This is a genomic window from Aquibium sp. ELW1220, from assembly GCF_030398385.1.
Lineage (GTDB): Bacteria > Pseudomonadota > Alphaproteobacteria > Rhizobiales > Rhizobiaceae > Aquibium.
The window spans coordinates 21,450-44,812 of the sequence record NZ_JAOAOQ010000027.1 but is presented as its reverse complement, the minus strand read 5'-3'; the positions used below and the strand labels follow the sequence as shown (position 1 = coordinate 44,812).

The 23,363-nt window shown below is 66.5% G+C and carries 22 protein-coding genes; 16 read left to right on the top strand and 6 right to left on the bottom strand.

Going from position 1 to position 23,363, the window contains the following annotated elements; all coding sequences use genetic code 11:
- Positions 1-15: 15 nt before the first annotated feature.
- From N1F91_RS21140 to N1F91_RS21090, 11 genes are all read left to right on the top strand, one after another.
- Positions 16-3,852 carry a response regulator gene (locus tag N1F91_RS21140; RefSeq protein WP_289995205.1) on the top strand — a complete coding sequence of 1,279 codons (3,837 nt, stop codon included), beginning with the start codon at positions 16-18 and terminating at the stop codon, positions 3,850-3,852.
- Positions 3,853-4,107: 255 nt separating this feature from the next.
- Positions 4,108-5,145, top strand: coding sequence for a substrate-binding domain-containing protein (locus tag N1F91_RS21135; RefSeq protein ID WP_289995204.1), 1,038 nt, complete (start codon positions 4,108-4,110; stop codon positions 5,143-5,145).
- Between the two features lie 77 nt (positions 5,146-5,222).
- A complete protein-coding gene (pstC, locus tag N1F91_RS21130; protein ID WP_289995202.1) occupies positions 5,223-6,596 on the top strand; it encodes a phosphate ABC transporter permease subunit PstC in 1,374 nt (457 codons plus the stop codon).
- Positions 6,596-7,894 (top strand): phosphate ABC transporter permease PstA, encoded by a 1,299-nt coding sequence (pstA, locus tag N1F91_RS21125; protein ID WP_289995200.1) that lies wholly within the window; start codon positions 6,596-6,598, stop codon positions 7,892-7,894. The genes pstC and pstA overlap by 1 nt, the downstream gene beginning before the upstream one ends.
- 14 nt (positions 7,895-7,908) lie before the next feature.
- On the top strand, positions 7,909-8,724 hold the full coding sequence (pstB, locus tag N1F91_RS21120; protein ID WP_289995199.1) for a phosphate ABC transporter ATP-binding protein PstB: 816 nt from the start codon (positions 7,909-7,911) through the stop codon (positions 8,722-8,724).
- Between the two features lie 28 nt (positions 8,725-8,752).
- A complete protein-coding gene (gene phoU, locus N1F91_RS21115; protein WP_289995198.1) occupies positions 8,753-9,460 on the top strand; it encodes a phosphate signaling complex protein PhoU in 708 nt (235 codons plus the stop codon).
- 14 nt (positions 9,461-9,474) lie between these two features.
- The gene (gene phoB / locus N1F91_RS21110) at positions 9,475-10,164 is read left to right on the top strand and encodes a phosphate regulon transcriptional regulator PhoB (protein ID WP_289995197.1); all 690 of its coding nucleotides are present in this window, start codon (positions 9,475-9,477) and stop codon (positions 10,162-10,164) included.
- Between the two features lie 382 nt (positions 10,165-10,546).
- Positions 10,547-10,801 carry a type II toxin-antitoxin system HicA family toxin gene (locus N1F91_RS21105; RefSeq protein WP_289995196.1) on the top strand — a complete coding sequence of 85 codons (255 nt, stop codon included), beginning with the start codon at positions 10,547-10,549 and terminating at the stop codon, positions 10,799-10,801.
- On the top strand, positions 10,798-11,130 hold the full coding sequence (locus N1F91_RS21100) for a type II toxin-antitoxin system HicB family antitoxin (RefSeq protein WP_289995194.1): 333 nt from the start codon (positions 10,798-10,800) through the stop codon (positions 11,128-11,130). The genes N1F91_RS21105 and N1F91_RS21100 overlap by 4 nt, the downstream gene beginning before the upstream one ends.
- Positions 11,131-11,244: 114 nt before the next feature.
- Complete coding sequence (locus tag N1F91_RS21095) at positions 11,245-12,564, top strand: vanadium-dependent haloperoxidase (RefSeq protein ID WP_289995193.1); 1,320 nt, start codon at positions 11,245-11,247, stop codon at positions 12,562-12,564.
- Entirely contained in the window at positions 12,561-14,177 is a 1,617-nt protein-coding gene (locus N1F91_RS21090) for a CRTAC1 family protein (protein WP_289995192.1), read from the top strand. The genes N1F91_RS21095 and N1F91_RS21090 overlap by 4 nt, the downstream gene beginning before the upstream one ends.
- Before the next feature lie 16 nt (positions 14,178-14,193).
- On the opposite strand, the gene N1F91_RS21085 is transcribed toward N1F91_RS21090, so the two are convergent.
- Positions 14,194-15,438, bottom strand: coding sequence for an ROK family protein (locus tag N1F91_RS21085; RefSeq protein ID WP_289995190.1), 1,245 nt, complete (start codon positions 15,436-15,438; stop codon positions 14,194-14,196).
- Positions 15,439-15,658: 220 nt separating this feature from the next.
- On the opposite strand from N1F91_RS21085, the gene xylF reads away from it, so the two are divergent.
- The 3 genes from xylF to N1F91_RS21070 all read left to right on the top strand — a co-directional run bounded on the left by xylF (position 15,659) and on the right by N1F91_RS21070 (position 18,943).
- Positions 15,659-16,693, top strand: coding sequence for a D-xylose ABC transporter substrate-binding protein (gene xylF / locus N1F91_RS21080; RefSeq protein ID WP_289995189.1), 1,035 nt, complete (start codon positions 15,659-15,661; stop codon positions 16,691-16,693).
- A gap of 131 nt (positions 16,694-16,824) precedes the next feature.
- Positions 16,825-18,138 carry a sugar ABC transporter permease gene (locus N1F91_RS21075; protein WP_289995187.1) on the top strand — a complete coding sequence of 438 codons (1,314 nt, stop codon included), beginning with the start codon at positions 16,825-16,827 and terminating at the stop codon, positions 18,136-18,138.
- A gap of 13 nt (positions 18,139-18,151) precedes the next feature.
- Complete coding sequence (locus N1F91_RS21070) at positions 18,152-18,943, top strand: ATP-binding cassette domain-containing protein (RefSeq protein ID WP_289995186.1); 792 nt, start codon at positions 18,152-18,154, stop codon at positions 18,941-18,943.
- A gap of 82 nt (positions 18,944-19,025) precedes the next feature.
- Here N1F91_RS21070 and N1F91_RS21065 read toward each other — a convergent pair whose 3' ends face one another.
- From N1F91_RS21065 to N1F91_RS21050, 4 genes are all read right to left on the bottom strand, one after another.
- A complete protein-coding gene (locus tag N1F91_RS21065) occupies positions 19,026-19,274 on the bottom strand; it encodes a glycine zipper domain-containing protein (RefSeq protein ID WP_289995270.1) in 249 nt (82 codons plus the stop codon).
- A gap of 387 nt (positions 19,275-19,661) precedes the next feature.
- Positions 19,662-20,693: a PAS domain-containing sensor histidine kinase gene (locus N1F91_RS21060; protein ID WP_289995185.1), complete on the bottom strand. Its 1,032-nt coding sequence runs from the start codon at positions 20,691-20,693 to the stop codon at positions 19,662-19,664.
- Between the two features lie 163 nt (positions 20,694-20,856).
- Entirely contained in the window at positions 20,857-21,024 is a 168-nt protein-coding gene (locus N1F91_RS21055; RefSeq protein WP_289995268.1) for a DUF1328 domain-containing protein, read from the bottom strand.
- A gap of 125 nt (positions 21,025-21,149) precedes the next feature.
- Positions 21,150-21,944 carry a response regulator gene (locus N1F91_RS21050; RefSeq protein ID WP_289995184.1) on the bottom strand — a complete coding sequence of 265 codons (795 nt, stop codon included), beginning with the start codon at positions 21,942-21,944 and terminating at the stop codon, positions 21,150-21,152.
- Between the two features lie 210 nt (positions 21,945-22,154).
- Between N1F91_RS21050 and N1F91_RS21045 the strand changes: the two genes are divergently transcribed.
- A complete protein-coding gene (locus N1F91_RS21045) occupies positions 22,155-22,355 on the top strand; it encodes a NepR family anti-sigma factor (RefSeq protein ID WP_289995267.1) in 201 nt (66 codons plus the stop codon).
- Positions 22,352-22,903, top strand: a complete 552-nt coding sequence (locus tag N1F91_RS21040; RefSeq protein WP_289995182.1) for a sigma-70 family RNA polymerase sigma factor — start codon at positions 22,352-22,354, stop codon at positions 22,901-22,903. The genes N1F91_RS21045 and N1F91_RS21040 overlap by 4 nt, the downstream gene beginning before the upstream one ends.
- On the opposite strand, the gene N1F91_RS21035 is transcribed toward N1F91_RS21040, so the two are convergent.
- Positions 22,886-23,281 carry a response regulator gene (locus N1F91_RS21035; protein ID WP_289995180.1) on the bottom strand — a complete coding sequence of 132 codons (396 nt, stop codon included), beginning with the start codon at positions 23,279-23,281 and terminating at the stop codon, positions 22,886-22,888. The genes N1F91_RS21040 and N1F91_RS21035 overlap by 18 nt on opposite strands.
- Positions 23,282-23,363: the final 82 nt, after the last annotated feature.

Below are 23,363 nucleotides of genomic sequence, written 5' to 3'. Positions count from 1 at the left end.
GTCGGGGGATTGCGGGTGGAAGGTGTCAATGGCAGGGCTTCGCCGGACATGCCGCGGATCGCGGCAGGTGCCTGGCCTTCGTCGACCCCTGCGGCAGGAGCGGCCGGCGTCTTCCGCGAGATCGACGCGCAGTTCGGGGCGCACGGTTTCGCGACCCTCCTCGAACTGTCGGCCGACTGGCTGTGGGAGACGGACGAATTCCATCGCTGGTCCTGGGTCAGCGACCGCTGTGCGGACTTTACCGGTCTGTCGCGCTCGGAGATCATCGGTCGATCGGCCATGCAGGGGTTTTCCCGCAAGGCGCTCGACGATCCGCGGGTCGCGGCCCATCTGGCGCTGATCGCGGAGCAAAAGCCCTTCCGCGACTTCCTGCTGGAACTGCCGGCGGGGAACGCGGGCTGCCGCTGGATCTCGGTTTCCGGCGTGCCGATCCTCGACGAGAGCGGGACTTTCCGCGGCTACCGTGGCGCCTCGCGCGACGTCACCGCGCTGATCGACGCCGCAACGCAGCGCTTGCGGGACGAAGAAGAGGAGCCACTCCGGCCCGTGGCGTCGGCCCGTTCGGCCAGCACCGACGCCGAGACGCTTCGCGCGGCGATGAACGTGATCCAGGATGCGGTCGCCATATACGACACCGACAACCGGATCGTGCTCTACAACGAGGCGCTGCTGACGCTCTATGACGGCCTCTCCGATGTCGTTCGTCCCGGCATCCATGTCGCCGATTTTCTCCGCGCAGGGCTGGAGAGGGGCATCTTCGATCTCGGCGGCGATACCCCGGCGGAGTGGCTGCAGGCCTTCCTGCGCAACCGCGCTGGCGACGCGCCGGAACCGATGATCCTGCGCTTCGCCGACGGCCGCTGGATCCTCCATCGCGAATACGCGACCATGGGAGGTGGCCGCATCGGCATCTGCAACGACATCACGGCGGCGAAGCAGCGCGAGGACGAACTCGCCCGTGCCAACGCTGCGATGCAGGGCGTGGTCGGCGACTTCAAGACTGCGCTCGATGCCATGAACATGGGCGTGATGCTCCTCGATCCGGAACTGCGGATTGAATCGGTAAATTGTGCCTTCCGCGACCTCTGGCGCATCGACGAGCAAGCGGTGCCGGTCGGCACGCCGCTGCGCAAGGTCTTCGACCTGGATTCGGTGCGGGCCCTCTATGCCGTTCCCCGCGACCAGCAGGACGCCTATTTCGACGAGCGCATCGCCGGCATGAAGTCTGGTCGGATCGTCACAGGCGAGATCAATCGCGCCGACGGATCGACGCTGGTCTACTCGATCACGCCATTGTCGGCCGGCAAGACGTTTCTCGTCCACTACGACATCACGCCGCTGAAGCAGCGCGAGGCAGAGCTCGAAAGTGCTCTCGAGCGGGCCGGACTGGTCGAGGCGGCGCTCAATGCCGTCAGCGATCCGGTTTTCGTCAAGGACACCGAGCTGCGCTACGTCTTCGTCAACGAAGCCTTTGCCCGTCTCGTCGGAGAAGAGGCCAGGACGTTGCTCGGCAAGCGGTCGAAGGAGGTCTTCGATGTCCGCTGGGCCATTCCGGCCGAGGCGGATGAGAGACAGATCCTCGAAACCGGCGTCCCAATAGAGGTGGAAGACGACCCCAGCCGACACGGCGACGGCCGGTTCCGCATCCTGCGCAAGCAGCTCGTCACCATCGACGGCGGCAAGCGCTTCGTGTCCGGGTTCCTCTTCGACATCACAGACATCCGTCGGCGCGAGCAGGAAGCGGAGGAGGCAAGGCGCCGGCTCGCGCATGTCCTCAAGACGCTTCCGGCCGGGGTCGTCATCTATGACGACAAGGACCGGTTCGTGCTGTGCAACGAGCATATCGTCAGCCGACTGCCGAAGATCGCGCATCTGCTCGTGCCCGGAGTTCATTTGCGGGACGTCCTGGAGGCTGGCCATGCGGCCGGCTATTTCCGCTTCCCCAACGAGCCGGAGATGGAACGGCTCCATACCGACGATCCGCGCGGCTGGGTCGAGACCTGCCTGCGCCGCTATCACGATACGCATGCCGTGCGGGAACAGCAGAACGCCGACGGCACCTGGCTGCAGGTCTATGACGAACGGACCAGCGACGGCTATTTCGTCGGCGTCCGTGTCGACATCACGGAGTTGAAGCATCGCGAGGACGAGCTGCGGCGCGCCGAGCAGCGTGCCGTGCTGGCGGACCGCGCCAAGTCGGAATTCCTCGCCAACATGAGCCACGAGATCCGCACGCCGATGAACGGTGTCCTCGGCATGGCCGAACTCCTGGCGCGGACCCAGCTGGACGTGAAGCAAAAGACCTTCACCGACATCATCGTGAAGTCAGGCAACGCGCTTCTGACCATCATCAACGACATTCTCGACTTCTCCAAGATCGATGCGGGCCAGCTCGTGCTCGATCCGTTGCCTTTCAACCTCGCGGAATCGGTCGAGGACGTCGCCACGCTGATGTCGACGCGCGCCAACGAGAAGGACCTCGAACTCGTCGTGCGGGTCGACCCCGCATTGCCACCCGTCGTGGTGGGCGACGTCGGACGCCTGCGCCAGATCGTCACCAATCTCGTCGGCAACGCCGTCAAGTTCACCGATACCGGTCATGTGCTCGTCGACGTCTCCGGGACGGTGGCGAACGGAGCGGCGAGCCTCAGGGTCGAGATCGAGGATACCGGCATCGGCATCCCCGAGGACATGATCGCGCAGGTGTTCGAGAAGTTCAGCCAGGTCGATTCCAGCTCGACCCGCCGCCATGAAGGCACCGGGCTCGGCCTGGCCATCACGTCGCGCCTGGTCGCCCTGATGGGAGGGCGCATCGGCGTCGAGAGCCAGGTGGGCAAGGGATCCACCTTCTGGTTCGAGCTCGACCTCCCGGTCGGGGCGGCGCTGGAAGCCCCGCGCACGCCGCCGATGGACGTCACGGGCGCCCGCATCCTCGTCGTGGACGACAATGCGGTGAACCGTTCCATCCTCATGGAGCAGATGTCGGCCTGGGGCTTCGATGCCTGCGCGGTCAGCAATGGGGGTGAGGCGCTGGCGGTGCTGGCCGAGACCGCACGCCTGGGACTCGCGGTCGATTGCGTCGTGCTCGACTACCAGATGCCGGGCATGAACGGTGCCGACGTCGCCGCGCGCATCCGCCAGACGCCCATGATCGACGACACGCCGGTGATCATGCTCACCTCGGTCGACCAGCCCCTGAGCGGCAAGCAGAACCGCGACCTCGGCATCGCCATGCAGATCATCAAGCCGGTCCGCTCGAATGCGCTGCACGAGGCGCTGCAGGCGGAGATCCAGCGTCGGCGGATCGCGCGCGGCGTCGCTCCGCCCGCCCCGGTCACGCAGAAGGGCGAGGCCGTCGCCGCGGAGCCGCACGAGATCGCCCGGCTTCCCGAGCGGACGGTGTCTCCATTCCTGCCGGTGAGCGAGCCCGACCCCGATTCCCTCGGCTGGACGAGCCATCTCGACATTCTCGTCGCCGAGGACAACGAGGTGAACCAGCTGGTCTTCGCGCAGATCCTGGGCGAGACCGGCTTTACCTTCGAGATCGTCGGCAACGGCGAACTGGCGCTTCAGACCTGGCGCAGCCAGCGCCCGTCGATGATCCTGATGGACGTGTCCATGCCGCAGATGAGCGGGCTGGAGGCCACGCAGGCCATTCGCGCGGAAGAAGGCGAGGGCGAGCGCATTCCCATCGTCGGCGTCACCGCGCATGCCCTGAAGGGCGACCGCGACCGGTGCCTGGAAGCCGGCATGGACGACTACCTGTCCAAGCCGATCAGCCCGAGGACCCTGCGCGAGAAGATCGGCCGCTGGGTCGAGCATTCGCGACAGGCGCAGGCGGCGACCGCCTGATCCTTCGCCATCGGCCCGGCGCGGCGAGCGTTTTTTCCGCGCGGCGCCGGAGACATCGCGCAGGTTCGTCCGGCAGGCGGCAAGTTTCTGATTCGCGGAGAGGAATCGCCGATGCCGCAGACCTCGCCCGGCGCAGTCGCTGCGAACCTTAATCGACACGACACAAATGTGTCATCGAACTGTAACATGGCGGGTCTAATCGGGCCGCGACACCAGACTTTGGCGTCACAGGAATTCCCAAGAGGAGTAGGCCCAATGAAGAAATTTCTCGTCTCGGCGTCGGCCGTGGCCATCGCCCTGACCGCGTCTGCCGGCATCGCCGCTGCGCGCGACCAGGTGAAGGTCGTCGGCTCGTCGACCGTCTTCCCGTACTCCCAGGCAGCCGCCGAAGAGTATGCCAACAAGTCCGGCAAGCCGGCTCCGGTCGTCGAGTCCACCGGCACGGGCGGCGGCTTCAAGGCGTTCTGCGGCGGCATCGGCCCCGACTTCGCCGACATCACCGGCGCCTCGCGCGCCATCAAGTCCTCGGAAGTCGAACTCTGCGCCGCCAACGGCGTGACCGACATCACCGAGGCGCTCATCGGCTATGACGGCCTCTCGATCGCTCATGCCCGTTCGGCTCCCGACATGGACCTGACCGAAGAGCAGATCTTCAAGGCGCTCGCCGCCGAGCTTCCGGACGGCAATGGCGGCTTCGTCGCCAACCCGAACAAGAAGTGGTCCGACATCGACGCCTCGCTGCCGGCCTTCGACATCATCGCCTTCGGCCCTCCGCCCACGTCCGGCACCCGCGACGCCTTCGTCGAGCTGGTCATGCATGACGGCTGCGCCGACCTGCCGGGCATGGCCGACCTCAAGAAGGCCAATGCCGACAAGTGGAACGAGGTCTGCTCGCGCATGCGCCAGGACGGCCCGTTCGTCGAAGCCGGCGAGAACGACAACCTGATCGTGCAGCGCCTCGAGTCCGACCCGAACGCCATCGGCATCTTCGGCTACTCGTTCCTCTACGAGAATTCCGACAAGCTGAAGGCCGTCGAAGTGAACGGCGTCGCGCCCGACTTCGACACCATCGCCGACGGTTCCTACCCGGTCTCGCGTCCGATCTTCTTCTACGTGAAGAACGCGCACCGCGACGTCATCCCCGGGATGAACGACTTCCTGATGGAATACGTGTCGGATGGCGCTCTCGGCGCCGACGGCTATCTCCCGGAGCGCGGCCTGACCCCGCTCTCGGAAGCGAAGCTCAAGGAGCTTCAGCAGGCCGTGGCCGAAGCCAAGAAGCTCGGCTCCTGATCGGAACCGACAGACCCGACCGCCCCCACCGGGGCGGTCGGTTTGCATCTGCGTAATGCTGGGGTAGCGGGGACATCATGGCGGGCTATCTGATCGGGTTGATGGCGCTTGCCGCGCTGGTTTCCGCATTCGTCGGTTCGTGGCGCGCCCGCCAGAAGCGTGATGCGGCGCGCGGCTCCAAGTCTCATTCACGGCCGATCTACCACGGCCTCAACGCGGCCATCTGGACCGGCGTCCCCGCATTCGTCTTCATCCTGATCTGGCTGCTGTTCCAGAACGGCATCGTCGATGCCCTGGTGATCGCCTCCTTCCCGGGCTCCGACCAGCTGAGCGGTCCGCAGCAGGACCTGCTGATCAGCGAGATCCGTCAGGTCGCCTCCGGCACCATCTTCAAGGAGCCGTCGGCCGAGGTTCTGGCTGCGGTCGAACACCTGCGGTCTCTGGAAGTACTGGCGACCTGGGCCATGGTGGCACTCGTCGCCGCCCTGGTCGCGATCGGCGCCTTCCTCGGCTATCGGGCGATCGAACACAGGTTCCGCGCGCGCCACAGCGTCGAGCGGTCGGTCACCTGGTTCATGATGTTCTCGTCGCTGGTCGCCATCCTGACCACGGCGGGCATCGTCGGTTCGCTCGTCTACGAGGCGCTGCTGTTCTTCGCCCGCGTCCCAGTCACCGAGTTCCTGTTCGGTCTTCGCTGGGAGCCCCAGATCGCCATCCGCGCCGACCAGGTGGCCGGGCAGGGCGCCTTCGGCATGATCCCGGTGCTGTTCGGCACCCTCGTCATCTCGGCGCTCGCCATGGCGGTGGCGGTGCCGACCGGCATCCTCTCGGCGATCTACCTGACCGAGTATGCCGACCATCGCTTCCGCGCCGCCGTCAAGCCGCTGCTCGAAATCCTCGCCGGCATCCCGACCATCGTCTACGGCTTCTTCGCCGTGCTCACGGTCGCCCCCGCCATCCGCTCCCTTGGCCTGAGCCTCGGCATCGACGCGGCGCCCAACAGCGCGCTCGCCGCGGGCGGTGTCATGGGCGTCATGCTCATTCCCTTCATCTCCTCGCTTTCCGACGACGCCTTCGCCGCGGTGCCGCGGGCGATGCGCGACGGCTCCTATGCCCTCGGCGCCACCAAGGGCGAGACCATCCGCAAGGTGCTGCTGCCGGCCGCTCTGCCGGGCATCGTCGGCGGCGTTCTGCTGGCGCTCAGCCGTGCCGTCGGCGAGACCATGATCGTCGTGATGGCCGCCGGTCTCATCGCCAAGATGACGCTCAATCCCTTCGACTCGGTGACGACGGTGACCGTGCAGATCGTGACGCTGCTGATCGGCGACAGCGAGTTCGACAATCCGAAGACGCTCGCCGCCTTCGCACTCGGGTTGATGCTGTTCATCATCACCCTCGGCCTCAACCTGATTGCACTGCGCACCGTGCGCAAATACCGGGAGAAGTACTGATGGCAATCTCGGACGCCACCCCGGCAGGCACCGGCGGTCTGGTCGCCTGGAAGTCGGACGCCATGGCGGCGCGCCGCAAGGCCCGCTACGCGGCCGACCGCCGGCTGCAGATCTACGGCATGGTCGCCATCGCCTTCGCCCTCGGCTTCCTGGCCACGCTGGTCGGGACCCTGATCTACACCGGCTCGAATGCCTTCAGGCAGTCGATGGTGACGATCGACATCGATTTCAGCGCCGCCGAGTTCGACCGCCAGAACCCGATGGAAGCGAACTGGCGCAACATCTTCCGCGATGCCGTGCGTGACGACATCGGCGAACTCTCGCGTTCGGACGAGCGCGACTACTTCTCGCTGTTCACCTCGTCGGCGCCGTTCCTGATCCGTGACCGGATCCTGGCCGAGCCGGCTCTGCTCGACGGCAGGGCCACCTTCGTGGTGCCGCTGTCGGATCCGTTCGACCAGCTGGCCAAGGGGCTCGTGAACACCGACCTGCCCGAAGACCAGCGCCGGGTTACAGACAAGCAGATCGAGTTCTACAATGCGCTGGAGCAGCAGGGTGCGATCTCGCGTCCCTTCAACTGGGCCCTTCTCTTCAATTCGGACAGCCGCTTCCCCGAGCTGGCCGGCCTGGCCGGCGCCATCTCCGGCTCCTTCTGGCTGCTTCTGGTCTGCTTCCTCATCTCTTTCCCGGTCGGCATCGCCGCCGCGATCTATCTCGAGGAGTTCGCGCCGAAGAACCGCATCACCGACCTGATCGAGATCAACATCAACAATCTCGCGGCGGTGCCCTCCGTGGTTTTCGGTCTCCTCGGCCTCGCCGTGTTCCTGGGCACGTTCGGCCTGCCGCGCTCGGCGCCGATCGTCGGCGGCATGGTGCTCGCGCTGATGACGCTGCCGACCATCATCATCGTGACGCGCGCCGCGCTGACCTCGGTTCCCTCGTCGATCCGCGAAGCCGCGCTGGGCGTCGGCGCATCGAAGCACGAGGCGATCTTCCACCACATCCTGCCGCTCGCCATGCCCTCGATCATGACCGGCACGATCATCGGTCTTGCCCAGGCGCTCGGCGAGACGGCGCCGCTGCTGCTCATCGGCATGAACGCCTTCATCACCAGCCCGCCCGAGGGCGTGTTCGAAGCTTCGACCGCCCTGCCGACGCAGATCTACATCTGGGCCGACAGCCCCGAGCGCGGCTTCGTGGCGCGAACCTCGGCCGCCATTCTGGTGCTGCTCGGTTTCCTCGTCGTGATGAACGGGATCGCCATCTTCCTGAGGCAGCGCTTCGAGCGCCGCTGGTAATGGAGTAGAAAGACATGAACATGCTGAACGAAGCCTCCATCGAGCAGAAGCTGTCGCCCATGACGAACGAACCCAGGATCAAGATTCGCGGTGACAAGGTCACCGTGCACTACGGCGAGAAGCAGGCGCTGTACGGCGTCGATCTCGCGGTGCCCGAGCGCCAGGTGACCGCGCTGATCGGCCCGTCGGGCTGCGGCAAGTCAACCTTCCTGCGCTGCCTCAACCGCATGAACGACACGATCGACGGCTGCCGCGTCGGCGGCAAGATCACGCTCGACCAGGAGGACGTCTACGATCCCTCCATCGACGTCGTCGAGCTTCGCGCCCGCGTCGGCATGGTGTTCCAGAAGCCGAATCCGTTCCCGAAGTCGATCTACGAGAACATCGCCTACGGCCCACGCATCCACGGCCTGACCAAGTCGAAGGCCGAGATGGACGAGGTGGTCGAGAAGAGCCTGCGCAAGGCCGCGATCTGGGACGAGGTGAAGGACCGCCTGCAGGAATCCGGCACCGGCCTGTCCGGCGGCCAGCAGCAGCGCCTGTGCATCGCCCGCGCCATCGCGGTGTCGCCCGAGGTGATCCTGATGGACGAGCCCTGCTCGGCGCTCGATCCGATCGCCACCGCCAAGGTGGAGGAGCTGATCGACGAACTGCGCCAGAACTACACCATCGTGATCGTGACGCACTCGATGCAGCAGGCGGCGCGCGTGTCGCAGCGCACCGCCATGTTCCACATCGGCTACCTCGTCGAGGAGGGGCCGACCGACAAGATGTTCACCAACCCCGACGACAAGCGCACCCAGGACTACATCACCGGCCGCTTCGGCTGACGCCGGTCCAGAAAGACGAGGACAGACCATGGGTGAGCACACCGTTGCCTCCTTCGACCAGGAACTCGAATCCATCGACAGGCTGATCCGCGAGATGGGCGCGCTGTCGGCCTCGATGGTCGCCGACGCCACCCGTGCGCTCCTGTCGTCGGACAATGCGCTGGCGCAGCGCATCATCTCCGACGACGCCATCATGGACGCCAAGCAGCGCGAGCTCGACGAGCAGGCGATCACGCTGATCGCCCGGCGCCAGCCGATGGCGCAGGATCTGCGCGCCGTCGTCTCGGCCATCCGCATGGCCGCCGACCTCGAGCGCGTCGGCGATCTCGCCAAGAACATCGCCAAGCGGGTCGGCGCTGTCGGCCAGTCGGCGACGCCCAAGCCGCTGTCGCACTCGATCGATTCGATGGCCTCGCTGGTGCACGACCAGGTCAGCGGCGTCGTGGCGCTCTATGCCGAGCGCCGCGCCGAGGAACTGCCCGCGCTGCGTGCCGACGACGAGAAGATCGACATCCAGTACACGGCGATCTTCCGCGAACTCCTCACCTACATGATGGAGGATCCGCGCAACATCACCGCCTGCACGCACCTCCTGTTCTGCGCCAAGAACCTCGAGCGCATCGGCGACCACGTCACCAACATCGCCGAGAACGCCTACTACGTCATGACGGGCCGGCAGCTGCCGATGTCCCGTCCGCGCGTCGACGAGACCGCCGTCTCCGACGCCACTGCCTGAAGGACGACGGATAGATGATCGCCGCCAAGGTGATGGTCGTGGAGGACGAGGAGCCGCTCTGCGTCCTCCTGAAATACAACCTCGAGGCCGAGGGCTACCAGGTCGAGATCATCACCCGGGGCGACGAGGCCGAGATCCGGCTGCAGGAGAGCGTGCCGGATCTGCTCGTCCTCGACTGGATGGTGCCCGGCATTTCCGGCATCGAGCTGTGCCGCCGCCTGCGGATGCGGCCCGAGACGGAGCGCCTCCCGATCATCATGCTGACGGCCCGCGGCGAGGAGAGCGACCGCGTCCGCGGCCTGTCCACCGGCGCCGACGACTATCTGGTCAAGCCCTTCTCGACGCCCGAATTCGTCGCCCGCGTCCGGGCGCTGCTGCGCCGTGCCAAGCCCGAAGTGCTGTCTTCCGTGCTCAAGGTCGGCGACATCGTGCTCGACCGCGAGGCGCACCGGGTCTACCGCCGCAAGGCCGAGATCAAGCTCGGCCCGACCGAGTTCCGCCTGCTCGAATTCCTGATGCAGCATCCCGGTCGCGTCTTTTCGCGCGGCCAGCTTCTCGACAATGTCTGGGGCGAGACGATCTACATCGACGAGCGCACCGTCGACGTCCATGTCGGGCGCCTGCGCAAGGCCGTCAACAACGGCCGCATGCCCGACGTCATCCGCACCATCCGCGGCGCCGGCTACGCCATCCGCGAGGCGTGAGGGGGCGGACCCTTGGAGTCCTAACCGTACTGCCCTATGTTTTGTCTCAAATCGGGGCAGTTTTGTCTCAAGTCGGGGCAGGGAGTCGGGCAATGAATGTCGTTTCGGTTTCGCCGCCCACGGGCGCTCTGGTGTCCCCACCGCGTCGAGGTCTTCGATCCGAGCGGACGCCTGCCGAAGAACCAGCTCTCCTGGTATTGATCATTCCCGGTCACCAGCATCCCGCTCGCTGAGCCTTTCGGGCGCCCGCGCAAGTCTGTCAACAACGGCCGCATGCCCGACGTCATCCGTACCATCCTCCGCTCCGGCTACGCCATCGGCGTGACGCGAGCACGAACCGCAGATGCTTGCACGAAGTGCTAGCAGCCGGTATATTGCTGCCATGAACGGAAAGCAGCGGAAGACCCTCGCGACGCTTTTCAAGGACCCGGTATCGGGCGCCTTAGAATGGACTGCCGTGGAAAGCCTGCTCGTTGCGGTCGGATGCCGGATCGTCGAGGGAAACGGCTCTCGTGTTCGTTTCGAGAAGGATGGTGAGGTCGAGAGCTTTCATCGTCCCCATCCGGCCAAGGAAGCAAAGCGCTATCAGGTGCGTGCCGCCCGGGCGTTCCTGATCAGGTTGGGAATCAAGCCATGAACAACGTGATGACCTTCAAGGGCTATTCTGCCCGCATTGAGTATGACGACGAGGACGGGATCCTGTTCGGCCAGATCGCGGGCATCCGGGACGGCGTTGGTTTTCATGCAGACAACGTCGAGGCGTTGCGGACAGCCTTCCACGAAGCCGTGGACGACTATCTCGAAACCTGCGCCAGGATCGGAAAGGAACCGCAGAAGCCCTATTCGGGCAAGATGATGTTCCGCGTCAGCCCGGAGGTGCACCGCAAGGCAGCCCTCGCGGCCGAGCTTTCCGGAAAGAGCCTCAACCAGTGGGCGGAGGAAGTGATCGACCGCGCCGCGGGGTGATGGGCGGAGCCGGAGGTGCCGGAGCGGCGCTTGCCCCCGCCCGCCCTTGTCCTTTCCCTCCCGGCTGTGCTTTCTTCCCCGCGCGGCCGTTCGGGCCGGTGGGGAGGATCATCGATGGCTTTGCTTGGCAGGATCGTCGCCCCGTTCGTCATCCTCGTTCTGGCCCTGTTCGGCGTCGCGTCGGCCGCCCGAGCGGACGACCGCGCCGCGGTCGAGCCGATCCGCGACTGGTACCGCCTCACCCTCGAGCTCGTCCGGCACACGCCGACCTATTCGCCGCCGGTCGCCAGCCGTGCCTTCGCCTATCTCGGCATCGCCGCCTTCGAGGCGCTCGCCACCGGCGACGCGCGGCTGAACTCGCTCGCCGGCCAGCTCAACGGCCTTGAGCCCCTGCCGTCGCGCGAAGGCGGACGGGACTATGCCGATGCGGTCGTCGTCCAGGCAGCGATGGCCGACGTGGTCCGCGAGCTCTTTTCCAACACCGGGCCGACAGGCCAGCGCGCCATCTCGTCCTTCGGCAAGAAGCTGCAGGCAAAGGCAGCCGCGGGCCTTCCCGCCGGAACCGTCGCGCGCAGCGAAGCGCACGGGCAGGCGATCGCCGCCCACATCCTCGCCTGGTCGCGCGGCGATGGCGGCGCGGTCGTCGAGAACATGGGGTTTCCGGCGACCTACCGGCCGCGCGCCGCGCCGGACGCCTGGGTTCCCACAAGCCTCGTCGCCCAGCAGCAGGCGCCGCTCCTGCCCGGCTGGGGATCGAACCGGACCTTCGCGATGCCCGACGGAAGCGCCTGCGGCATCCCTGCGCCCCCCGCCTATTCGGAAGACCCCGGCAGCGCGTTCTACCGCGAGGCGGCGGAGGTATACCGCACCGTGCGCGATCTCACGCCCGAGCAGCGGGAAATCGCGCGCTTCTGGTCCGACGATCCCATGCTCTCGCCCACGCCGCCCGGCCACTGGATCTCGATCGCGCTGCAGGTCCTGGAGGATGACGGCGCCGACGCGGCCCGAACGGCCGAGGCTCTCGCGCTGCTCGGCACCGGCATGGCCGATGCCTTCATCGGCTGCTGGCACGCCAAGTTCGAATATGACCTGATCCGCCCGGTCACCTACATCCACCGCGTCATCGATCCGAAATGGGAGCCGATCCTCATCACCCCGCCCTTCCCGGAATATCCGAGCGGCCACAGCACGCAGTCCGGTGCCGCAGCGGCGGTTCTCGCCGGGCTCTTCGGCGCCGATCGCGCGTTTGAGGACGCCACCCATGTCGACGACGGACTGCCGGCGCGCTCCTATGCGAGTTTCTGGGCGGCGGCGGAGGAAGCCGCGCTGTCGCGTCTCTATGGCGGCATTCATTTCCGCGCCGCCATCGAGCGCGGGCTCGAGCAGGGCCGCTGCATCGGCGCCTACGTGACGGCCCTGAGGACCCGGAATTGACCGCTCGCCACACCCGTCGGCTCCTGCCGCTGCTGGCGGCCGCGTCCCTGCTCGCGGCGGCGCAAGCCGCGGCGCAGGAGGCGGTCGTCGTCCCCCGTTTCGTCGAGGAGACGGCGTCGTCCGGCATTGACACCGTCTATGCCGGCGAATGGGAATACATGGTCGGCGGCGGCACGGCCGTGTTCGACTGCGACGGCGACCGCAAGGCCGATGCACTGATTGCGGGCGGGGCAGGGGTGGCGTCCCTGTACCGCAACGCGAGCGACGTCGGCGGCACGCTGCGCTTCGAGCGGTTGGAAAGCGGCCTCGAAGTCGAGGGCGTCTCCGGAGCCTGGCCGCTCGACGTCGACGGCGACGGCATCCAGGACGTCGTGCTGCTGCGCGTCGGCGAGAACCTCGCCATGCGCGGGCTGGGCCAATGCCGGTTCGAGCGCGCCAACGAGGCCTGGGGCTTCGACGGCGGCGACGCCTGGTCGACGGCTTTCGCTGCGACCTGGGAGCGTGGCATGGCCTTGCCGACGCTCGCCGTCGGCAACTACATCGACCGCAAGGAGGAGGCGTTTCCCTGGGGCTCCTGCACCGACAACTCGCTGCACCGACCGGCCGGTGCCGCAGCGATGGCGTTCGCCCCGCCGCAGCCGCTGGTGCCCAGCTACTGCGCGCTCTCCATCCTGTTCACCGACTGGAACCGGTCGGGCAGGCCCGACCTGCGTGTCTCCAACGACCGCGAGTACTACAAGGGTGGCCAGGAGCAGCTCTGGCGTCTGGCGCCGGGCGAGGCCGCGACCGTCTACGGACCCTCCGACGGGTGGAAGTCGCTCAAGATCTGGGGCATGGGCATCGCCAGCCACGATGTCGATCTCGACGGCTACCCCGAATATTTCCTGACCAGCATGGCCGACAACAAGCTGCAGGCGCTTTCCGATCCCGTTGCGGCCGGCGGGCCGCTGCCGGATTTCAAGGACGTCGCCTTCGCGCGCGGCGTCACCGCCCACCGCCCCTATGTCGGGGACATGGTCAAGCCGTCGACCGCCTGGCATGCGCAGTTCGACGACGTCAACAATGACGGCCGGGCGGATCTCTTCGTCGTCAAGGGCAATGTCGCCGAAATGCCCGATTTCGCGGCTGAGGACCCCAACAATCTCCTGCTGCAGAAGCCGGACGGCACCTTCCTCGAAGCCGGTGACACGGCCGGCGTCGCCAGCACCGCGATCGGCCGCGGCGGGGCGCTCGCCGACTTCAACCTCGACGGACGGCTCGACATGCTGGTGGTGAACCGCTGGACGTCCGCGCAGGTCTGGCGCAGCGCCGAGGCTCTGCCGGGCCGCTGGCTCCAGCTTGAACTGCGACAGCCGGGCGGCAACCGCGATGCGATCGGCGCCTGGATCGAGGTCCGCACGGGCGATCGCGTCCAGCGGCGCGAGGTGACGGTCGGCGGGGGGCATGCGTCCGGCCAGGCCGGATGGCGGCATTTCGGGTTGGGCGAGGCGACGTCCGCCGAGCTGCGCGTGCTCTGGCCCGACGGCGAGGCCGGCGCCTGGCAGCGGCTCGACGCCGATGGTTTCTACATCGTCGAGCGCGGCCGCCCGGCCGTGGCCTGGACGCCGGGCTGAGGCGCATCGCCGCCTTTCAGGCGATCTCGCGCTGGAGGTCCTGCGGCCCGGCCGCGCCCGCCGCAAAGATGTCGCGGTCGACGAAGGTCAGCGCCAGGCTGGCGCAGCCCTCGCGGATCAGCGGCCGCTCGTCCGGTTCGGTCTCGAAGCGCGGCAACCGGTGGTGCTGGCCGCCCGCCGTCTTGGCCATCGCCTCGCGCATCGGCGCCTCGATCAGGTCGTAGGCCCGCGCGCCCTGGCCGATGAAGATCACCGGCGCCGGGTCGATCAGCGAGAACAATGAGCCCAGCCCGTAGCCCAGCGCCTCGCCGGCGCGGCGGTAGGCCTCGCGCTCCGGCCCGTCATGGTCGCGCGCCAGGTCGGCCAGCGCCTGCATTTCCTCGTCGCCGATGTCGATCGCCGGCGCGTCCTCCTCCGGCAGGCCCCTGGCGCTGCGCCAGATGGCATAGTTGCCGGCATAGGCCTCCACGCAGCCGCGCTTGCCGCAGCGGCAGAGCGCGCCCTCCGGAACGTGGTTCATGTGGCCGAACTCGGCGCCCGAGGAGGTCGTGCCCATGAACAGCTGGCCCTTCAGCACCAGTCCCATGCCGATGCCGTGCGACAGCATGACGGCGATGAAATTGTCGCGGGTCTGGTCCGGCCTGTGCTCGCGCAGTGCCAGCGCGATCATGTTGCAGTCGTTCTCGATGGTGGTCGGGATGCCGAAGGCGTCCTCCACCGCGTCGGCGAAACCGAGGTCGGTGTGCTGGGTGATCGGCGACCACAACAGCATGCGCGACTGCGAATCCGTGATGCCCTGCACGCCGAAGACGATGCGGCGTACCCGCGTGCCGGCCTTCGCGGACCGCGCGATCATGTCGCCGGTGATGGCGACGGCCGCATGCACCAGTTCGTCGCGCGGCAAGGTCAGCGTCGGCAGCCTGCGCTGCACCGTCGCCACCACGTCGCCCGCATAGTTGATCAGCGCCGCCGACAGCGAATTCATCGACAGGACGACCGCGATCACCGTCGCCGCCTCCGGGTTGAGGCCCAGCGCCACCTGGGGGCGCCCGCGGCGCGCGCCCGTCGCTTCTGCGTCGCGCACCTCGCGCAGGATGGTCTCACCGATCAGGTCGGCGGTGATGGCCGAGACCGTGGAGGCCGACAGTCCGGTCGAGGCACAGATGTCCGTGCGCGACAGGCGCCCGTGGCGCCGCAGTACCGAAATCACCACGCGCCGGTTCTGCCGCCGCACGTCGTCGGATCGCGTGATCGCCGTCATTGCGGCCGTTTCCTCCTTCGCGAACCACATGACTGCACTGCAGCAGAAAGAATGTTGCATTGCAATAAGTTAGGTCGCTCCAGATTCATGTTGACACGGCTTGCGCGGTAAGTCACTATTTTTTTCGAGCCTCGAATTAAAGAGGCTGGTTGCCGGACGGTCCCGCCGTGCAGGGACCCGTGCCGGTTCTGCATGTGCAACGATGCACCGGGAGGATAGCATGAAGAAGACGATTTTGGCGCTCAGCTGCGCCGTATTCAGCCTGTCGTTTGCTGGCGGCGCGCTCGCCAAGGACAAGACCATCGGCGTTTCGTGGTCCAACTTCCAGGAGGAGCGCTGGAAGACCGACGAAGCCGCGATGAAGGCCGCCATCGAGGCCGCCGGCGACAAGTACATTTCCGCCGACGCCCAGTCGTCGGCCGCCAAGCAGCTCACCGACGTCGAGGCGCTGATCGCCCAGGGTGCCGATGCCCTGATCATCCTTGCCCAGGACGCCTCGGCCATCGGCCCGGCGGTCGAGAAGGCCGTCAACGAAGGCATCCCGGTGGTCGGCTACGACCGTCTGATCGAGAACGAGAACGCCTTCTACCTGACCTTCGACAACAAGGAAGTGGGCCGCATGCAGGCCCGCGAGGTATTCAAGGTCAAGCCCGAGGGCAACTACGCCTTCATCAAGGGTTCGTCGTCCGACCCGAACGCCGACTTCCTCTTCTCCGGCCAGATGGAAGTGCTCAAGGAAGCCATCGATTCCGGCAAGGTCAAGAATGTCGGCGAGGCCTATACCGACGGCTGGCTGCCGGCCAATGCCCAGAAGAACATGGAGCAGATCCTGACGGCCAACAACAACGCCGTCGATGCGGTCGTTGCGTCCAACGACGGCACGGCCGGCGGCGTCGTCGCGGCGCTCACGGCGCAGGGCCTGCAGGGCATCCCGGTCTCGGGCCAGGACGGCGACCATGCGGCGCTCAACCGCGTCGCGCTCGGCACCCAGACCGTGTCGGTCTGGAAGGACGCGCGCGAACTCGGCAAGAACGCAGCCGAGATCGCTTCGGCACTGGCCGACGGCACCGAGATGAGCGCCATCGCAAATGCGGTGAAGTTCACCACCCCCGGCGGCAAGGAAGTCGACGCGGTGTTCCTGACCCCCGTCCCGATCACCAAGGACAACCTCGCCACGGTGGTCGATGCCGGCTGGATCTCCAAGGAAGCGCTCTGCCAGGGCGTTTCGGCCGGCAGCGTCGCAGCCTGCAACTGATCTGAACGACCCGACCTGGATTGCGCCGCGGTTTGACGAAAGCCGCGGCGCAAGCCTAATCTGACCTTGGAACATCCGCGCCGACAGCCGCGCAAGACGGTCCGGCGAAGCAGCCCCACGGGGAGGAAACCATGTCCGACGCGACCTCGACGGCATCCCCGGATCGCGCCCGGTCGACGGAACTCGGCCCGATGGCCGCCTTCCTGAAGGCCACCGAGCTCGACACGCGCATGCTGGGCATGATCGGCGCGCTGCTCGTCATCTGGCTCGGCTTCCACATCTTCTCCGACGGCCTGTTTCTCACGCCGCGCAACCTCTGGAACCTGTCGGTGCAGTCGTCTTCGGTGGCGGTCATGGCCACCGGCATGGTGCTCGTCATCGTCACCCGCAACATCGACCTGTCGGTCGGTTCGGTGCTCGGCTTCGTCGGCATGATCATCGGCGTCACGCAGGCCGAGATCCTGCCGCGCTACCTCGATTTCGGCCATCCGGCCATCTGGGTCATCGCGCTTCTCGTCGGCCTCCTGGTCGGCATTCTCATCGGCGCAGCGCAGGGTTACGTCATCGCCTTCCTCGGCGTACCGGCCTTCATCGTCACGCTCGGCGGCCTGCTGGTCTGGCGCGGGGCGGCCTGGTGGGTCACTTCGGGCCGCACGGTGGCGCCCATGGACGAGACCTTCCGCCTGATGGGCGGCGGCCCGGCGGGCTCCATCGGCGCGACCGCGAGCTGGATCGTCGGTCTCATCGCCTGCGCGGCCGTCGTGTTCATGCTGTTCAACGGTCGCAGCCAGCGCAAGCGCTTCCGCTTCCCGCTGCGGCCGGTCTGGGCCGAGTTCTTCCTCGGCGGCGTCGCCTGCGCTGCCATTCTCGGCGCCGTGTGGATCGCCAATTCCTATCCCTGGCCCATCGGCATCGTGCGCAACTACGCGCGCGACAACAACATCACCCTTCCCGAGGGCGGGCTGTTCATCGCCCACGGCATCGCCATTCCGGTGCTGATCGCCATCGGCGTCGGCGTCGTCATGTCCTTCGTCTCCACCCGCACGCGCTTCGGCCGCTACGTCTTCGCCATCGGCGGCAATCCCGAGGCGGCCGAACTCGCCGGCATCAACACCCGCTGGGTGACGATGAAGATCTTCATGGTCATGGGCGCGCTCGCCGCCATCGGCGCCGCCATTTCCACTGCCCGCCTCAACGCCGCCACCAACGCGCAGGGCACGCTGGACGAGCTGCTCGTCATCGCCGCAGCCGTCATCGGCGGCACTTCGCTCGCCGGCGGCGCCGGCACGGTCGCCGGCGCGATGATCGGTGCTGTGCTGATGCAGTCGCTGTCGACCGGCATGATCCTGCTCGGTGTCGACACGCCGCTGCAGAACATCGTCGTCGGCCTCGTCCTGGTGGTGGCCGTCTGGCTCGACACCATGTACCGCAAGCGGATGCAGTAGGAGAGGGACCATCATGGAACGCAAGGGTCCGCCGCTCGTCGAACTGAAGAACATTTCCATCGCCTTCGGCGGCATCCGTGCCGTCGACGATGCCTCCGTCGATCTCTATCCGGGTGAGGTCGTGGCGCTGCTCGGCCATAACGGTGCCGGCAAGTCGACGCTGATCAAGATCCTGTCGGGTGCTTACAAGCGCGATGCCGGGGAAATCCGCGTGAATGGCGAGGCAGCAACCATCGCCAATCCGCGCGACGCCAAGGCCTACGGCATCGAGACGATCTACCAGACGCTGGCGCTGGCCGACAATGTCGATGCCGCGGCCAACCTCTTCCTCGGCCGCGAGATCGTCACCGCCTGGGGCACGCTCGACGATGTCGCCATGGAAGCCGAGGCGCGCAAGGTCATGGGCCGGCTCAACCCGCGCTTCGTGCGGTTCAAGGAGCCGGTGGTGAAGCTGTCGGGCGGCCAGCGCCAGTCGGTGGCCATCGCGCGCGCCATCCTGTTCAATGCGCGCATCCTCATCATGGACGAGCCGACCGCAGCGCTCGGGCCGCAGGAAACCGCGCAGGTCGGCGAACTCGTCAAGCAGCTCAAGGCCGACGGAATCGGCATCTTCCTGATCAGCCACGACATCCACGACGTGTTCGATCTCGCCGACCGCGTCTGCGTCATGAAGAACGGCCAGGTGGTCGGCACCGCCCGGACGCAGGACGTCACCAAGGACGAGGTGCTCGGCATGATCATCCTCGGCAAATGCCCGCCCGGCGCCACGCCCGGACCCGGCGCGATGCCGGCCGAGGCCGCCTGACCGCCGCAGGCCTCGTTTCAACGACCATGAAAAAAGCCCGGCGTCGCCGCCGGGCCTTCTCGTCGTCCGGAAGACCGGATGCTCAGTAGCAGCGGTCGTAGACCGTGCGGCCGTCGCGGGTGCGGTAGCGGCAGCGTCCGTCGGCCGTGCGGCCGATGAGATAGCCGCCGACGCCGCCGGCAACCGCGCCGATCAGCGCGCCCTGGGTGCCGCCTGCGGCTGCGCCGATGAGGCCGCCGCCGACCGCGCCGACCGTTCCCGCCTGCTCGGCCGTGGTGCAGCCCGTGATGGCCAGCATGAGGGCCGTGAACGCTGCGTAGACAATCTTCATCATTTCCCGTTCTCCTGATTATTGACCGGTTGCCCGTCCCGCGACAGGCTTCGCCGAAGAATTTGCCCCAATTTTGTCCGAGAACCACGATCGCGGCAGAATTCGGCCAACCCGGCGCATCACCGGCGCTACCTGAACTCCGGAAGGAGCCGGAGGTTCCGGAGCGCTCGTCAGCAGTACGCCCGTCACCGGTGCTGACTGCGAAAAATCTCTCTTCGGAGAAAAAAGTTCAGGAACCCTGGAACCAGTCGCCGTGCAGGCCGTTTGTGCGGAGCGTCTTGTGATATCCCCCATCGCAAGGCGGGCGACGGAGACACACGCCCCCCGCCCATGTCTCCGTCGCCAATCCTGCCGGCCTTCGGGCCGGCTTTCTTTTGTCGCGCGCCGTCAACCGAGTTCATAGTTCTCGGGCGGCATGACGAGGCGATACACCAGTTCACCCGATCCGATCGTCAGCGTCGCGGTTCCGTTCAGCGAGGCCGGAACCACGCGCTCGAGCGCGAGACTGCCGAACCGGCCGTTCGGCGATGTCGCAGCCTGACTGGGCGCCAGCGTTTCGCGCCAGATCAGTTCCATCGCCTCGCCGTCGCCCTCGTCGGCGAGAGGCCGTGCGGCGATCGTCACCATCCCGTCCGGCCGCGACAGGGCACCATGGCTCACCGCGTTGACGGCCAGTTCGTGCAAGGCAAGCCCGACATGAAGCGCCGCGTTCGGATTCAGATAGGGATTGCCGCCCTCCAGCCGGAGGTTCCGGACAGGATCCGGGCAGAAGCGGATCACCTGCCCGGCGATCAGCTCGTGCAGGTCCGCACCGCGCCAGTTGGACGACGTAACCAGATCCTGCGAGGCCGCCAGAGACTGGAGCCGCCCCCGAAACCGCTGCAGGAAATCGCTGACCGTTCCGGAATACCGCCCGGTCTGGTTGGCGATGGACTGAATGATGGCCAGCAGGTTCTTCGACCGATGACTTACCTCGCGCAGCAGCATCCGCAGCGCGTCTTCCCGGCGACGCCGCTCGGTGATCTCCACAGCTGTCGTGATGACGCCGCGCACCTCGCGGCCATCAAGGTCGGAGTCGATCCAGATCTCGAACCAGCGCACCCCTGCCGCATCCGGAAAACGGATCTCGAGATGGCTGCATTCGTCGCCGGAAAGCGCCGCCTCGCGTGCGTTCCGCAGCCGGTCCGCATCGTCGAGCGCAAGCAGTCCCTTGCCGTCCTCGCTGCCGCAAAGGACATCGCCGATCCACCCTTCCGGCTTGTTCTCCGTCCAGACGCATTGCAGGCTTCGATCGAGGTAGAGGACGGAAATGCTGGTGTTGTGCAGCGCTCTGAGCAGCCCGCGGTCGAAACCTGCAGGGCTACCCGCCCGTACCCGACTCTGGGTCGTTCCCTTCTGATCCTCGCCGGGTGTGGTCATGTTGTCGATCGCCCTGCCAACAGCGTGTTATTCTTGTTTTTTTCGCAACGAAGCAGACAGCATCAGGTTCCCCGGGAAACGAAGACGCCGGTCCATGGACGATCCACGAACCGGCGCACGGCACCCGGCTGAGGGGGAAAAGCCGGTCACCGAACCTCTTCGCTTACCTCGCGGAGCGCCGCATTCCGGCCACCAGCGACCACACGAGCAACCCCATGAACACGAAGAACATGACCTGCGCGATAACGGCCGCCGCACTCGCCACGCCGCCGAAGCCCATGGCACCCGCCAGGAGCGCGAGAACGAGAAAGATCAATGTCCAGTAGAGCATGATGGTCGTTCCCGTTTCGAACTGCATCCTTCACGACATCGGGACAACGCGCCTTCGTCTCGGGTGGTTCCAACAAAAAGGCCGCCCGGGCGGCGGCCTCTCCGTGGAGCATGTGTGTCGGACCGTCAGGCGGCCGCCTTGGCCTGCCGGTCGAAGAACAACGCCTGGCTGATCAGCGCCTTCACCATGTCGGGGTTGAACGGCTTGGTCACGAGGAAAGCCGGCTCGGGACGTTCGCCGGTCAGCAGGCGCTCTGGAAATGCGGTGATGAAGATCACCGGAACGGGCGTGTTCGCCAGAATCTCGTTGACGGCGTCGATGCCCGAGCTGCCGTCCGCCAGCTGGATGTCGGCCAGCACCATCCGCGGCTGCGTCTTGCGGAACAGCGCGGTCGCTTCCGAGTGGGTGCGGGCGGTCCCCACGACGCGGTGGCCGAGGCTTTCGACCATCTCCTCGATGTCCATGGCGATCAGCGGTTCGTCCTCGATGATGAGGATGTCGGTGGCAACCTGACGGGAAATCTCCGAAGAAGCCTCGTTGAGGAGGTCGGAGAATTCCTCTTCGCTCACGTCCAGGATTTCGGCGCCCTCGCGGTCGCTGAAGCCTTCCACCGCGACGAGCACGAAGGCCTGCCGCGGGCGTGGCGCAATCGACGAGAGGCTGGCGGCGGCGCGAACTTCCCACGGTGAAGTCGGCGCGCTCGTCGGAACCTTGACGTCGATAGAAGAAAACAGCTTGGCGAAAATCTTGTAGAGCCCGACCTTGGGATTGGACGCATCCGGAAAGATGCTGATGTCGGCGATGATCGCCTCCAGGACGGCGGCTACCAGCGCATCGCCGCTCGCCTGCGACCCGGACACCGCTCTGGAGAAACGACGCAGATAGGGCAGATGGGGCGCGATACTGGCGGAAAGGCTCATAATGTCGGTGTCTCCCTCATGAGTGAACGCGCGGGTGCCCGCGCGTTCGATGCCGATAAACGGGTCCTGTGGAAAAGAGTTCCCTTGGCCGGAACTTTTTTGCCGGTCTCACATTACAGCACCGAACGAGGTCCGTCATGCGGCGGGTCTCTCGACATAGGCGTGGCGCCGGGCACGGTGTGGCTGGCCAAGGCAGGGGTTAGACAGCATATGAACGAAAAAGAAACGCGCTCGGCCGGTGGCAAGCCGCGTCGTGAAGATCCGCTCGGCGCCAATTCCGAGATCGGCCGCAAGCTGCGCGAATACTACGACGGGTTGATGTCTCCGGAAGTCCCCGATCGGTTCACAGACCTCCTCAGCCAGCTCGAAACCGCAGAAAGCCAACGCAAGAAGGCTGGAGACGCCGAATGAGCCACGGGGCCGATTTCAAGACCGGGCTGCTCGGAGCCATTCCCAGTCTGCGGGCATTCGCGGTCTCGCTGTCGCACAACAGCGACAAGGCCGACGACCTCGTCCAGGAGACGCTGGTCAAGGCCTGGGACAAGCAGATGAGCTTCCAGCCCGGCACGAACCTCAAGGCCTGGCTCTTCACCATCCTGCGCAACGAATTCTACTCGCAGATGCGCAAGCGCGGCCGCGAGGTGCAGGACAGCGAGGGGACCATGACGGCGAGGCTCGCCGTTCACCCGAGCCAGCACGGCTCGCTCGACCTCAAGGACTTCCGCGCCGCGCTCGAGCGGCTGCCGGAAGACCAGCGGGAAGCGGTGATCCTTATCGGTGCGTCGGGCTTCTCCTACGAGGAGGCAGCCGAGATCTGCGGCTGCGCCGTCGGCACCATCAAGAGCCGCGTCAGCCGCGCGCGGGTGCGCCTGCAGGAACTCCTCTCGATCGAGGGCGAGGGCGACTACGGCCCGGACGCGATCGCCGCGCAGGTCATGGGGTCAGGCGCTGCAGCTTGACCGGCTCCGCGCGATGACTGCGGCGAGGATGCGAACGAGTTCGTCGCCGGAATAGGGCTTGCCGATCACCGGCACGTCGGGGAAACTTTCCGCGAGTTCCCCGACGTCGCTCAGGCCGGTCGCGAAGACGAAGGGTATGCGGCGCCTCGCCAGTTCCCGGGCGAAATAGGTCGTCGATTCTCCGCCCAGGCGGAGGTCGACGATCGCCGCGTCGAAGCGCGGCTGGTCCAGGGGCTGATCGCGCATCTGATCGAGGCTTCGCAGGATCGTCACCTCGCTCGCCCCCCATTCCAGGCAGGACTGCTCGACGTCCATGGCGATGAGGTACTCATCTTCCAGGATGAGGATCGAGCGACCGTCAAGTCGATATTCGTCCAAGGGATACGACTCCGGTTGGGGTTGCAGTGTCATTTGTTGCACTGCCCCGTTGCGGTGTCATTTAAATATGACGTCCGCAGCA